Source organism: Streptomyces sp. Isolate_45 (assembly GCF_024721315.2).
Taxonomy (GTDB): Bacteria; Actinomycetota; Actinomycetes; order Streptomycetales; family Streptomycetaceae; genus Streptomyces.
This window is the reverse complement of the sequence record NZ_JANFAK020000048.1, coordinates 14,392-28,057: the sequence shown is the minus strand read 5'-3', so window position 1 is coordinate 28,057 and position 13,666 is coordinate 14,392. Positions and strand designations below refer to the sequence as shown.

Annotated in this window: 9 protein-coding genes; 7 read left to right on the top strand and 2 right to left on the bottom strand. The window is 71.2% G+C overall.

Translation table 11 applies throughout. The features are described 5' to 3' along the window. The first annotated feature begins 51 nt into the window (after positions 1–51). From NOD94_RS17755 to serA, 6 genes are all read left to right on the top strand, one after another. The gene (locus NOD94_RS17755; RefSeq protein ID WP_281206938.1) at positions 52–999 is read left to right on the top strand and encodes a 2-hydroxyacid dehydrogenase; all 948 of its coding nucleotides are present in this window, start codon (positions 52–54) and stop codon (positions 997–999) included. 239 nt (positions 1,000–1,238) lie between these two features. Beyond that, positions 1,239–4,148 carry an EAL domain-containing protein gene (locus NOD94_RS17750; protein ID WP_281206957.1) on the top strand — a complete coding sequence of 970 codons (2,910 nt, stop codon included), beginning with the start codon at positions 1,239–1,241 and terminating at the stop codon, positions 4,146–4,148. A gap of 227 nt (positions 4,149–4,375) precedes the next feature. Continuing rightward, positions 4,376–6,259 (top strand): acetolactate synthase large subunit, encoded by a 1,884-nt coding sequence (locus NOD94_RS17745; protein ID WP_281206936.1) that lies wholly within the window; start codon positions 4,376–4,378, stop codon positions 6,257–6,259. 32 nt (positions 6,260–6,291) lie between these two features. Beyond that, the gene (gene ilvN / locus NOD94_RS17740) at positions 6,292–6,816 is read left to right on the top strand and encodes an acetolactate synthase small subunit (RefSeq protein ID WP_281206935.1); all 525 of its coding nucleotides are present in this window, start codon (positions 6,292–6,294) and stop codon (positions 6,814–6,816) included. 102 nt (positions 6,817–6,918) lie between these two features. Beyond that, the gene (gene ilvC, locus NOD94_RS17735) at positions 6,919–7,920 is read left to right on the top strand and encodes a ketol-acid reductoisomerase (protein ID WP_281206934.1); all 1,002 of its coding nucleotides are present in this window, start codon (positions 6,919–6,921) and stop codon (positions 7,918–7,920) included. 273 nt (positions 7,921–8,193) lie between these two features. Next, complete coding sequence (serA, locus tag NOD94_RS17730; protein ID WP_281206933.1) at positions 8,194–9,783, top strand: phosphoglycerate dehydrogenase; 1,590 nt, start codon at positions 8,194–8,196, stop codon at positions 9,781–9,783. A 73-nt stretch (positions 9,784–9,856) separates the two neighbouring features. Here serA and NOD94_RS17725 read toward each other — a convergent pair whose 3' ends face one another. After that, positions 9,857–11,398, bottom strand: a complete 1,542-nt coding sequence (locus NOD94_RS17725) for an MFS transporter (RefSeq protein ID WP_281206932.1) — start codon at positions 11,396–11,398, stop codon at positions 9,857–9,859. Between the two features lie 102 nt (positions 11,399–11,500). On the opposite strand from NOD94_RS17725, the gene NOD94_RS17720 reads away from it, so the two are divergent. Continuing rightward, positions 11,501–12,073 carry a TetR/AcrR family transcriptional regulator gene (locus tag NOD94_RS17720; protein WP_281206931.1) on the top strand — a complete coding sequence of 191 codons (573 nt, stop codon included), beginning with the start codon at positions 11,501–11,503 and terminating at the stop codon, positions 12,071–12,073. Between the two features lie 190 nt (positions 12,074–12,263). Here the strand turns inward: NOD94_RS17720 and NOD94_RS17715 are convergent, their stop codons facing one another. Then, positions 12,264–13,595: a helix-turn-helix domain-containing protein gene (locus NOD94_RS17715; protein WP_281206929.1), complete on the bottom strand. Its 1,332-nt coding sequence runs from the start codon at positions 13,593–13,595 to the stop codon at positions 12,264–12,266. Positions 13,596–13,666: the final 71 nt, after the last annotated feature.

The following is a 13,666-nucleotide window of genomic DNA, read 5'->3' as shown; positions in this document are numbered from 1 at the left end:
GGCCCTCAAACTAACGGCTTGATCCGGATCCCTTGGCATAGCCTCGTGATCATGACTGCACCGACCGCCGACGTCTGGCTCCCCTTCCCCGCCGGGGAGATCGACGGCCTGCCCGATTCCTTCCGCTACCGCCACTGGGACGGCGAGGACGAGTTCCCCGCGGACCCCGCCGCCTGCGTCTTCTACGTCACGCCCTACATGAAGTCCCAGGAGGTGACCCTGCGCCCGCTCGCGGCGATGCCCGCGGTGAGGGTCGTCCAGACCCTCACCGCGGGCATCGACCACGTGCTCGGCGGCCTCGCCGACCTCGGCCCCGGCGTACGGCTGTGCAACGCCCGCGGCGTCCACGAGGCCAGCACCGCCGAACTGGCCCTCACCCTGACCCTCGCCTCCCTGCGCGGCATCCCCGGCATGGTGCGCGGCCAGGACCGGGAGGAGTGGCGCGACGGCTTCTACGAGTCGCTCGCCGACAAGTCGGTCCTGATCGTCGGCCACGGTTCGATCGGCGCGGCCGTCGAGGACCGCCTGATCCCCTTCGAATGCGGTCGGATCAGCCGCGTCGCCCGCTCGGCGCGCACCGCACCGCACGGTCCGGTGCACGCCCTCGGCGACCTGCCCCGGCTCCTCCCGGACGCCGACGTGGTGATCCTCTGCACGCCGCTGACCGAGGACACCCGGGGCCTGGTCGGGGCCGAGTTCCTCGGCCGGATGAAGGACGGCGCCCTGCTCGTCAACGTCTCCCGCGGCCCCGTCGTCGACACCAAGTCCCTTCTGGAGGAGGTCGGATCGGGCCGGCTGCGGGCCGCGCTCGACGTCACGGACCCCGAGCCGCTGCCCGCCGGCCACCCGCTCTGGCACGCGCCGAACGTCCTGATCACCCCTCATGTCGGCGGCAGCAGCTCGGCGTTCGAGCCCCGGGCGAAGAGACTGGTGGCCCGCCAGCTCACCCGCTTCGCCGCCGGCGAGTCGGTGGAGAACACGGTGCTCGTCACCGACTGAGGCGCCCCGCGCGCACGCTCCGCGACCGCCCGCGCGCGGGCAGTGGCCACAACTCCCCTGATGGTGACGGAGAGTAGAGAAGCTATGTCGCTGAGTGACGAAAGTGGTGTATCGTCCGGAAGAAGGGGCTGCGGCGCGTTCGTCTGGCGCTGGGGAGTGATCGGACCATTTGGGGGGCGACGGGCGATGCACGGCCAATGGACGAAGGATCCGACGCGGCAGAGCCGCCGGAGGCGACGATGGGGTGCGCCGAAACTGGCAGGCGAGGGGGACCGGTGAGCACCCCGGGGGCGGCGCTCCTGACCCGGCCCCCCGCCGAGGCCGACGGCGGCAGGGGCCTGGCGGCGCAGCTCCTCCTCGCGGTGGTCAGCGGCGGATACGCCGTCGGGGCCGCCCTGGGTTGGGGGTCCAAGGAAGTCGCCAAGATCATGGGCGACTTCGGGCTCAGCACGGCCGGCTTACTGGCGGCGGTCTCCTGCTACCACTACGCGCGGACGATCGACCGCCGCGAGCGCCCCGCCTGGCTGATGTTCGCCTTCTCCTCGCTCATGGGTGCCCTCGGCAACGCGGTCTGGGGCTGGTACGAGGTCATCCTCGGCCAGGAGGTGCCCGAACCCTCCCTCGCCGACTTCGCCTTCCTCTGCTTCGCGCCGCCCGCCATCGTGGGCCTCCTCGTCCTCGCCAAACGCCCGGTCACCCGGGCCGGCTGGGTCTGCCTCGGACTGGACTCCTGGCTCATCGGCGGATCGCTCCTGACCCTGTCCTGGAGCCTCGCGCTCGCCAACGCGGCCCGTACCGCGCAGTCGGGGGCCCCCGGCAGCGTCCCGCGCGCCGCGCTCTCGCTCGCGTACCCGCTCCTCGACATCGCCCTCGTGTCGATGGTCCTGGTGCTGCACTTCCGCCGCTCGGCGAACAACCGTTCCGCGGTCAACACGGCCATCGCGGCCCTCGCGCTGACCGTCCTCAGCGACGCGTTGTTCACCTCGCCGCTGCTGAACACGACCTACCGCTCCGGCGAGATCCTCGACGCCGGCTGGTTCGCCGGCTCCCTCCTGCTCGCCTACGCGCCCTGGGGCGCCCGCCGGGCCGAACCCGCCGGCCGGGCCGCGCCCCCGCGAGCCGAGCGGCCGCACAGCCGACCCATCACCGGCTCCCTGCCCGCCCTCACCCCGTACCTCGCCGCGGCGGTGTGCACCCTCGGGATCCTCTACAACGTCGTGGACGGCCGGAAGGTCGACCGCATGGTCGTCTTCACCGGCTGCACCGTCGTCCTGGCCCTCGTCATCCGCCAGGGCATCATGCTCGTCGACAACATCGCGCTGACCCAGGAACTGGCCCAGAAGGAGAACCACTTCCGCTCCCTGGTCCAGGGCTCCAGCGACGTCATCATGATCGCCGCGCCCACCGGCACCCTGCGCTACGTCAGCCCCGCCGCCGCCGGCGTCTACGGCCGCGAGGCGGAGGAACTGGTCGGCAGCGAGCTCGCCACCCTGATCCACCCCGACGACCTCGGCCAGGTGGTCCACGAGGTGCGCCGCTTCCTGGCCGCCCAGCCGGCGGAGGAACCCACCACCCGCATCGAATGCCGGTTCAGATCGGGCAGCGGCGAGTGGCTCAACGTGGAATCGACCGTCAACCGCCACCAGGGCGGACTCATCCTCAACAGCCGGGACGTCACCGAACGGGTCCGCCTCCAGGCCCAGCTCCAGCACAGCGCCGAACACGACCCGCTGACCGACCTGCCCAACCGCGCCCTGTTCACCCGCCGGGTCCGCCAGGCCCTCACCGGCCGTCGGTCGGGGGACCACAGCACCGCCGTACTCTTCATCGACCTCGACGGCTTCAAGGCGGTCAACGACACCATCGGCCACCAGGCCGGCGACGAACTGCTGGTCGAGGCCGCGCACCGGCTGCAGGCCTCGGTCCGCGCCGGGGACACCGCCGCCCGACTCGGCGGCGACGAGTTCGCCGCCCTCATCCTGGGCGACGGCAGCCGCGACCGCGGTGCCCGCGAGTACCAGGTCCACGAGATCGCCGACCGACTGCGCACCACCCTCGCCCAGCCCTACCGGATCGCCGGGAGCGAGGTCCGCGTCGCCGCCAGTATCGGCGTCGCCTTCGCGGACCCCGGCATCACCCCTTCGGACCTGATGCGCAACGCGGACCTCGCGATGTACCGGGCCAAGGCCGGCGGCAAGGACCGGGTCGAGCTGTACGCCCCGCAGATGCAGGCCGAGGTCGTCCGCAAGGCGGAGCTCGCCGGTCGGCTGCGCACCGCGCTCCACGACGGGGAATTCACCCTTCTGCACCAACCCGTGGTCTCGCTGGCCACCGGGGAGGTCACGGCCGTGGCCGCGCAGGCCCGCTGGCGTTCCGCGCAGGGCATCCTCTTCACCCCGGCCGAGTTCCTCCGGGTGGCCGAACACAGCGAGGCCGGCGCCCCCGGGCAGGACGCCGCCCGTAGCGCCGAACTGGGCCGTTGGCTGCTGGAGGAGGCCGTGGAGGAGGCCGCCGAGCGCCACCGCGCCGGGCACGACGTGCCGGTGGCCGTACGGATGACCGCGCAGCGGCTGTTGGACCGCTCGATGCCGCGCGGCTCCGTGGAGGCGTTGCTGACCCGCCACGGGCTGCCCTCCGGGGCCCTCGTCCTCGAACTGGCGGCCTCCGATCCCAGAGTGCCCTTCGACGAGCTGGAGCGCCGCCTGACGGCCCTGCACCGGCTGGGCGTACGCATCGCCCTCGACGGCTTCGGCAGCGGCTACGCGGCCATCAGCGCCCTCCGACGCCTCCCCGTGGACCTGCTGAAGCTGGACCGGGGGCTGGTCGAGGGCGTGGTCGAGTCCGCCAGACTGCACAAGATCACCGCCGGACTCTTGCGGATCGCAAACGATCTGGGCATGCAGTCCGTGGCCGACGGTGTGGACCTGCCCGAGCAGGTCATGGCACTGCGCGCGATGGGGTGCACCCACGGCCAGGGAACGGCGTTCTCCGGCCCGCTCGACGAATACAGGCTGCGGCGCGCGCTCGTGCGAGGTACGTTCCCAGTACCGGGCGGTACGGCTCAGCCGGCCTTGGCCGGAGGCTCGTCCGGTGGTTCGATGGTCATCCGTAGAGGCTCAAATAATGAGACGCCCGTCCCACCCGCTTGACATCCACCTCCCGCCGGAGGGAGGGTCAATGCCATGCGCACCCGAATTCTCGTACTTGGAAAGCGCGTCGGCTGAAGCTGGGACCTGCATGTCCCCGCTCAACACTCCCGACGCGCTCCCCTCGCTTGCCACCCGGCACGAGGGGTTTTTTGTTGCACTGGCACACGCCCCCGGCTCTGACCCGGGGGATCCCCGCTCCTCGTAAAACCCTCAGCTTCGAGAAGAGAATGCCGATGACCGAGCAGGCCACCGGGGCCCACCATCCGCAGCCGCGGCCCCGTACGGGTGGACACCAGCCCACCGCAGTTGAGCACGTCACGGGTGCGCAGTCCCTCATCCGCTCTCTCGAAGAGGTGGGGTGCGACACCGTCTTCGGGATTCCGGGTGGCTGCATCCTCCCCGCGTACGACCCGATGATGGACAGCAAGAAGGTCCGTCACATCCTCGTCCGCCACGAGCAGGGGGCCGGCCACGCCGCCACCGGCTACGCGCAGGCCACCGGCAAGGTCGGCGTCTGCATGGCGACCTCCGGCCCCGGCGCCACCAACCTGGTCACCCCGATCGCCGACGCGCACATGGACTCCGTCCCGCTCGTCGCCATCACCGGCCAGGTCTCCTCCAAGGCGATCGGCACCGACGCCTTCCAGGAGGCGGACATCGTCGGCATCACGATGCCGATCACCAAGCACAACTTCCTGGTCACCAAGGCCGAGGACATCGCGAAGACCATCGCCGAGGCCTTCCACATCGCCGCCAGCGGCCGCCCGGGCCCGGTCCTCGTCGACATCGCCAAGGACGCCCTCCAGGCGAAGACCACCTTCTCCTGGCCGCCCACGCAGGACCTGCCCGGCTACCGGCCGGTCACCAAGCCGCACGCCAAGCAGATCCGCGAGGCCGCCAAGCTCATCTGTCAGGCCAAGCGCCCGGTCCTCTACGTCGGCGGCGGCATCATGAAGTCCGGCGCCACGGCCGAGCTGAAGGTCCTCGCCGAGCTGACCGGCGTCCCGGTCGCGACCACCCTGATGGCCCTGGGCTCCTTCCCCGACAGCCACCCGCTGCACGTCGGCATGCCCGGCATGCACGGTTCGGTCACCGGCGTCACCGCGCTGCAGAAGTCGGACCTGCTGATCGCGCTCGGCACCCGTTTCGACGACCGCGTCACCGGCAAGCTGGACAGCTTCGCCCCCTTCGCCAAGGTGATCCACGCGGACATCGACCCGGCCGAGATCGGCAAGAACCGCGAGGTCGACGTCCCGATCGTGGGCGACGCCCGCGAGGTCATCGCCGACCTGATCCAGGCGGTCCAGGCCGAACACACCGACGGCAACGCGGGTGACTACAGCGCCTGGTGGAAGGACCTCAGCCGCTGGCGCGAGACCTACCCGCTCGGCTACGACCAGCCCGAGGACGGTTCGCTCTCCCCGCAGCACGTCATCGAGCGGATCGGCGCGCTCGCCCCGCAGGGCACGATCTTCACGGCGGGCGTCGGCCAGCACCAGATGTGGGCCTCGCACTTCGTGAAGTACGAGGAGCCCCGCACCTGGCTGAACTCCGGCGGCGCCGGAACGATGGGCTACGCGGTCCCGGCCGCGATGGGCGCCAAGGTCGGCATGCCGGACCGTGCGGTCTGGGCGATCGACGGCGACGGCTGCTTCCAGATGACCAATCAGGAACTGGCCACCTGCGCGCTGAACAACATCCCGATCAAGGTCGCCATCATCAACAACGGCGCCCTGGGCATGGTCCGCCAGTGGCAGACGCTGTTCTACAACCAGCGCTACTCCAACACCGTGCTCCACGGCGACGCGACCGGCCACGACGTGGGTTCCCAGCTCGGCGAGTCCAACGCCCCCCGCAAGGGCACCCGCGTCCCGGACTTCGTCAAGCTGTCCGAGGCCATGGGCTGCGTCGCGCTGCGCTGCGAGGACCCGGCCGACCTGGACAAGGTCATCGCCGAGGCCAACGCGATCAACGACCGTCCCGTCGTCATCGACTTCATCGTCCACGAGGACGCCATGGTGTGGCCGATGGTCGCCGCCGGCACCTCCAACGACGAGGTCCTGGCAGCCCGGGGCGTCCGCCCCGACTTCGGCGACAACGAAGACGACTGAGCCGAGAGAGCCTGAGAGAGAGAACGCCTCACATGTCCAAGCACACGCTCTCCGTCCTGGTCGAGAACACGCCCGGCATCCTCGCCCGGATCGCCGCGCTGTTCTCCCGACGCGGGTTCAACATCGACTCCCTCGCGGTCGGCGTCACCGAGCACCCCGACATCTCGCGCATCACCATCGTCGTGAACGTCGAGGACCTCCCGCTGGAGCAGGTGACCAAGCAGCTGAACAAGCTGGTCAACGTGCTCAAGATCGTCGAGCTGGAGTCGCACAACGCCATCGAGCGCGAACTCGTTCTGGTGAAGGTCAGGGCCGACAACGAGACCCGCTCGCAGATCGTCGAGATCGTCCAGCTGTTCCGCGCCAAGACGGTCGACGTCTCCCCGGACGCCGTCACCATCGAGGCCACGGGCGGCACCGACAAGCTCGGCGCGATGCTCAAGATGCTGGAGCCCTTCGGCATCAAGGAACTGGTCCAGTCCGGCACGATCGCCATAGGGCGTGGCGGCCGGTCCATCACGGACCGCAGCCTGCGCTCGCTCGACCGCAGCGCCTGACGGACCGGACACGCTCCCGCTCGCATCGCGAGACCAAGAACCTCAGATTCCGTTCCCCGCCGTACGGTGGGTGCAACATCAGCGCACCAAGGAGATATCCCAGTGGCCGAGCTGTTCTACGAGAACGACGCCGACCTGTCCATCATCCAGGGCCGCAAGGTCGCTGTCATCGGATACGGCAGCCAGGGCCACGCCCACGCGCTGTCGCTCCGTGACTCCGGCGTCGACGTCGTCGTCGGCCTCAAGGAGGGCTCGAAGTCCAAGGCCAAGGCCGAGGAGCAGGGCCTGAAGGTCGTCCCGGTGGCCGAGGCGGCCGCATGGGCGAACGTCATCATGATCCTCACCCCGGACCCGCTCCAGGCCGAGATCTACGAGGAGTCCATCAAGGAGCACCTCGAAGAGGGCGACGCGCTCTTCTTCGGCCACGGCTTCAACGTCCGCTACGGCTTCATCAAGCCCCCGGCCAACGTCGACGTCGCCCTGGTCGCCCCGAAGGGTCCGGGTCACCTCGTCCGCCGCCAGTACGAGGAAGGCCGCGGCGTGCCCTGCATCGCCGCCGTCGAGCAGGACTTCACCGGTTCCGCCTTCGCCCTCGCGCTGTCGTACGCGGCCGGCATCGGCGGCACCCGCGCCGGCGTCATCAAGACCACCTTCACCGAGGAGACCGAGACCGACCTGTTCGGTGAGCAGGCCGTCCTCTGCGGTGGCGCCTCCGCCCTGGTCAAGGCCGGCTTCGAGACCCTGACCGAGGCCGGCTACCAGCCGGAGATCGCGTACTTCGAGTGCCTGCACGAGCTGAAGCTCATCGTGGACCTCATGTACGAGGGCGGCCTGGAGAAGATGCGCTGGTCGGTCTCCGAGACCGCCGAGTGGGGCGACTACATCACCGGCCCGCGCGTCATCACCGACGCCACCAAGGCCGAGATGAAGAAGGTCCTCGCGGAGATCCAGAGCGGCGAGTTCGCCAACACCTGGATGGCCGAGTACAAGGCGGGCCTGCCCAAGTACAACGAGTACAAGAAGGCCGACGAGGCCCACCTGCTGGAGACCACCGGCAAGAAGCTGCGCAAGCTGATGAGCTGGGTCGACAACGACGAGAGCTGATCTCGTGGGCGGCGGGGCCGGAACACGTGTTCCGGCCCCGCCGCACATCACCGGCTCGGCCGGAAAACAGGCCTCGTACGGCACGGATTGTCCACGCCGGCCAATCTCGGACGGGTGATCCTTCCGTACAGGCGGAATTCCGCTGCGAATCCGCTACTACACTGCTCAACACAACGCGTCAGGCCCACAGTGTCGTGCGTCTTCCACGCGGCTACCCCCTCCACGCCTGCGGCCGTCGGGACGGCCGTCCGCAATGGACTTGTGAGGACCCACGTGAGCTCGAAACCTGTCGTACTCATCGCCGAAGAGCTGTCGCCCGCCACGGTGGACGCGCTCGGTCCGGACTTCGAGATCAGGCACGTCAACGGCGCGGACCGCGCCGAGCTGCTGCCCGCGATCGTCGACGTCGACGCGATCCTGGTCCGTTCCGCCACCAAGGTGGACGCCGAGGCCATCGCGGCCGCCAAGAAGCTGAAGGTCGTCGCCCGCGCCGGTGTCGGCCTGGACAACGTCGACGTCTCCGCCGCCACCAAGGCCGGCGTGATGGTCGTCAACGCGCCGACCTCGAACATCGTGACCGCCGCCGAGCTCGCCTGCGGCCTGCTCGTCGCCACGGCCCGCCACATCCCGCAGGCCAACACCGCCCTGAAGAACGGCGAGTGGAAGCGGAACAAGTACACGGGCGTCGAGCTCAGCGAGAAGGTCCTCGGCGTCGTCGGCCTCGGCCGCATCGGTGTCCTGGTCGCCCAGCGCATGTCGGCCTTCGGCATGAAGGTCGTCGCGTACGACCCCTACGTGCAGCCCGCGCGCGCCGCCCAGATGGGCGTCAAGATGCTGGCGCTGGACGAGCTCCTGGAGGTCGCCGACTTCATCACCGTGCACCTGCCCAAGACCCCCGAGACCCTCGGTCTCATCGGGGACGAGGCCCTGCACAAGGTGAAGCCGTCCGTCCGCATCGTCAACGCCGCGCGCGGCGGGATCGTGGACGAGGCCGCCCTGTACGCGGCCATCAAGGAGGGTCGCGTCGCCGGCGCCGGCCTCGACGTGTACGCGAAGGAGCCCTGCACGGACTCCCCGCTCTTCGAGCTCGACCAGGTCGTCTGCACCCCGCACCTGGGCGCGTCCACGGACGAGGCCCAGGAGAAGGCCGGTGTCTCGGTCGCGAAGTCGGTGCGCCTCGCGCTCGCCGGTGAGCTCGTCCCGGACGCGGTCAACGTCCAGGGCGGCGTCATCGCCGAGGACGTCCGTCCGGGTCTGCCGCTCGCCGAGAAGCTCGGCCGCATCTTCACCGCCCTCGCGGGCGAGGTCGCGGTCCGCCTCGACGTCGAGGTCTGCGGCGAGATCACCCAGCACGACGTCAAGGTGCTGGAACTGTCCGCGCTCAAGGGCGTCTTCGAGGACGTCGTCGACGAGACGGTCTCCTACGTCAACGCCCCGCTGTTCGCGCAGGAGCGCGGTGTCGAGGTCCGCCTCACCACCAGCTCGGAGTCCCCGGACCACCGCAACGTGGTGACCGTCCGCGGCACCCTGTCGGACGGTCAGGAGGTGTCGGTTTCCGGCACCTTGGCGGGCCCGAAGCACCTGCAGAAGCTCGTGGGCGTCGGCGAGTACGACGTGGACCTGGCCCTGGCCGACCACATGATCGTGCTGCGCTACACCGACCGTCCCGGCGTGGTCGGCAAGGTCGGGCAGCTGCTCGGCGAGGCCGGTCTGAACATCGCGGGCATGCAGGTCGCCCGTGCCGAGGAGGGCGGCGAGGCTCTCGTCGTGCTCACCGTCGACGCGGAGGTCCCGGTGGACGTCCTCGCGACCATCTCGGACGAGATCGGCGCCGCTTCGGCCCGTACGGTCAACCTCGTCTGAGCGGAACCACCAACGACGCGAGGGCCCGGGGCGCATACCCCGGGCCCTTCCGCGTACCCCCGTCCCGCGCGGCTCAGCGGGCCGGCACCGGGGGAGTCCCGGCCGGTTCGGCGTCGGTGGGAGAGGTCGCGGCGGTTCCCCGCAGCAGGACCGGCGTCAGCGCCGCCGCGCCCAGCAGGAGGGCCGTCCCGCCCCAGGCCGCGTACTGCATGCCGTGCACGAACGCCTCGCGGGCCAGGGACAACAGCCGCTCGCCCGCGCCGCCCCCGAGTTGCCCGGCGGTGGCGACCGCGCCGCCCAGGGTCTCCCGTACGGCCGGATCCGTACCGGCCAGGTCGCCGCGGTAGACCGCGGTGCCCAGGCTGCCCAGCAGGGCCATGCCGAGCGCCCCGCCGAACTCCTGGCCCGTCTCCAGCAGGGAGGCGGCCGAACCGGCCTTCTCGGCGGGGGCGGCGGCCAGCGCCATGTCGGAGACCAGGGACATCACGGTGACGATGCCGGCGGCCAGCACACCGGCGGCGATCAGGAGCAGCCACAGGGAATCGGTGCCGGTGAGGGCCATCAGGGCGAACCCGGCCGCGGCGAGGGCGAAGCCGCCGGCGATGACGTGGGCGCGGCAGGTCCTGCGGGCCAGGGCGGCGCTCGCCGGGGCGGCGGCGCCGATGAGGAGCGAGGGGGCGAGGCTCCACAGGGCCGCCTCCAGGGTGTCCATGCCGAGGACGGACTGCAGGTACTGCGTGGTGAAGTAGGCCGAGCCCATCATGGCGAAGGCGGCGACCGCGTTGAGCCCGATGCCCGCCCCGAAGCCGCGACCCCGGAACAGGGACCGGTCGATCATCGCGTCGGTCCGGGAGCGTTGGCGGCGGACGAACGCGTACCCGAAGACCGCCCCGACGGCGAGGCAGCCCAGGCGGAACGGCCCGAAGCCCTCGGCGGCGATCTCCTTCAGCCCGTACACGACCGGCAGGACGGCGGCCGTGGACAGCGGGACGCCCAGCAGGTCGAAGCGGCCCGGGGCCGGGTCCTTGAACTCCGGTACCAGAACCGGGACCAGGACCAGGAGGAGCAGCATCGCGGGCACGTTGATCAGGAAGACCGAACCCCAGTGGAAGTGGTTCAGCAGCACGCCGCTCAGTACGGAGCCGAGGGCGATGCCGCCGGTCATCGCGCCGGACCAGATCGCGATGGCCTTGCCGCGCTGCGCGTCGTCCTGGAAGAGGTTGCGCACGAGGGCCAGGGTGGTCGGCATCAGGGTCGCGCCGCCGACGCCCAGCAGCACGCGGGCCGCGATGAGCATCTCGGCGCTGGTCGCGTACGCGGCGGCGACGGAGGCCAGGCCGAAGGCGGACGCGCCGATCAGCAGCAGCTTGCGGCGGCCGATGCGGTCGCCCAGCGAGCCCATCGTGATCAGCAGTCCGGAGAGGGCGAAGGCGTAGCTGTCGAAGATCCAGAGTTGCTGGGAGGCGCTCGGGTCCAGCTCCCGGGTGATGGCCGGGACGGCGAAGTAGAGGACGGACACGTCCATCGCGACCAGGAGCAGGGGCAGCAGGAGGACGGCGAAGGCAGTCCATTCGCGGCGGCCGGCGAGGCGCGCCGTGGCGGCGGGATTCGTCATGAGCAGGAATGTACAGCCGTCATAAACGGATGTCTATGACGATTGTATGGAACGCGTGTCTGGAACTTCTGTCTGGGACGGGCGTCTTGCTACCGTGGCGGCATGGGACATCGTGAAGATCTGCTCGAAGGCGCCAAGAAGTGCCTGGCCGAGAAGGGGTTCGTGCGCACCACGGCACGCGACATCGTCAGCGCGTCCGGCACCAACCTGGCGTCGATCGGCTATCACTACGGCTCCAAGGACGCCCTCCTCGCGCAGGCGTTCATCGTCCTGATGGAGGAGTGGGGCGAGGGCTTCCAGACCGGCGTCGACGCCGACGCCGCCTTCCCGGACCGGTTCCGGGCGCTGTTCGAGGGGGTCCTGGACCGGCGCGAGGAGACGGCGCCGATCTGGGCGGCCAGCCTCGAAGTGGCCCTGGACCGGGACCGGATGCCGGAACTGCGCGCGCTGCTCGCCGCCTCGCAGGGCGACGGCCGCAAGGGTCTGATCGCGATGATGACGGGCGTCCGGGAGGAGGACATCACCGAACGCGAGGTCCGTACGGTCGGGGCCGTCTACCAGGCGCTGCTCAACGGCCTGATGGTCCAGTGGCTGTTCGACCCCGCGAGCGCCGCCACCCCGGAGGAGTTCACGGAAGGCATGCGTCGAGTGGCGCAGGGGTTCAACACGCCTTGACCAAACCGGCGTTCGCGGCCACCCCGCCGGGCGGCGGGGCTCGAAGCGGCGCAACGCCGGTTTTCCGTCGGGGCGGTGGGTGCACGCGGCGCGCAACTGCGCCGGCAGCCGCATCGGTTGTCGCCGGCCGCCGGAGGCGTCACGTCCCAGGTGGTGACGACCTTGTATGCGCGCGGCGCCGCCGGACGGGTCAGTGGTGCAGGCGGGAGGCCTTGAGGGCCATGTGGAGCAGGAGGCGGTCCTCGCCCTCGTCGAGGTCGAGGCCGGTCAGCTGCTCGACCTTGCCGAGGCGGTAGTAGAGCGTCTGGCGGTGCACCCCGAGGGCCGCCGCCGCGCGGCCCGCCTGACCTGCGCAGTCGAGGAACACCTCGGCCGTGCGGGCCAGTTCGCGGTGGGCGGGACTCAGCAGGGTCCTGGCCGCCGGGTCGTCCACCGGGCCGGTGGGGAGCGCCGCGAGCATCCGGTACGGACCGATCCGCGACCACTGGGCCACGGGGCCGAACCGCGGCTGGGCTGCGGCGGCCCGCGCCGCGGCGGTGGCCTGCGCCCAGGCCGCCGGCAGTTCCGCGAGGGCCCGGACGGGATCGGACACGCCCGCGTTCATGCCCCCGGCCCGCGCGGACACGGCGGCACCGGATGTCGCGGCACCGGACGCCGCGGCACCGGACGCCGGAGCGGCGCCCCGCCCGGTGGCCGACGGCCCGCCCCGGGGGCCGCCGGGGGCCGCTCCCGCGACCGCGCCGGTCGTCTCCGGCGCGCGCGGCAGCAGTCGCCCCAGGGCGGTCAGGGCCGGGGCCATGGCGTCGGTACCGCGCATCCGGACCAGCGCCGCGAGCCGTCCGCCGGCCCCCGCGTCCTCCGCCGGGACCACGCACACCGCCGCCGCGCCGGGGACCGACTGGGGGATCTCCCCGGTCCACGGCGATACGCACACCACCGCGTGCGGGCCCTCCCCGCCCGCCCCGAGGGCGAGCCGCAGCGCGGCCACCGCCATGTCCTGCTGCCAGCCGCGCCCCGCGGTGAGCACCGCAAGGAACTCCCGCGACAGGTCGGCGCCGGCCTTGGCCTCCTGCGCGAGCAGTACGCCGATCCGCTGGGCCACCTCCATGGCCGCGGCCAGCGCCTGGGGCCCGGGTCCGGCGGCCGCGGCGTCCGGGCCCTCCTGGTCGAGGAGCCACACGTAGCCCTGCACGATGCCCCGGTACCGCACCGGCAGGCAGATCCGCCCCCGGAACACGCCCGCGTCCGGCGCCGCGGGGATCCGTACGGGGCCCGTCGCGCGGGCGATGCCGAAGCCCTCGAACCAGGACCGGACGGCGGAGGTCGACTGCCGGGTCAGGATCGAGCGGGTCCGAACGGGGTCCAGGACGAGCTCGCCGCCCTCGCTGTCGCTGTCGTGCGCGCCGAAGGCGATCAGGCGGAAGTCCCGGTTCTCCAGCGTCGCGGGGGCGCCGAGGAGCGCGGAGATCTCGTCCACCAGGTCCTGGTACTCGTCCTTCACCCGGACATTCTCCCACCCCACGACCGGCTCTTCAGACAGATGTATGAGATCCGGGCCACGGATGCGTGACAGCTGTCGATGGCCGAGGATCG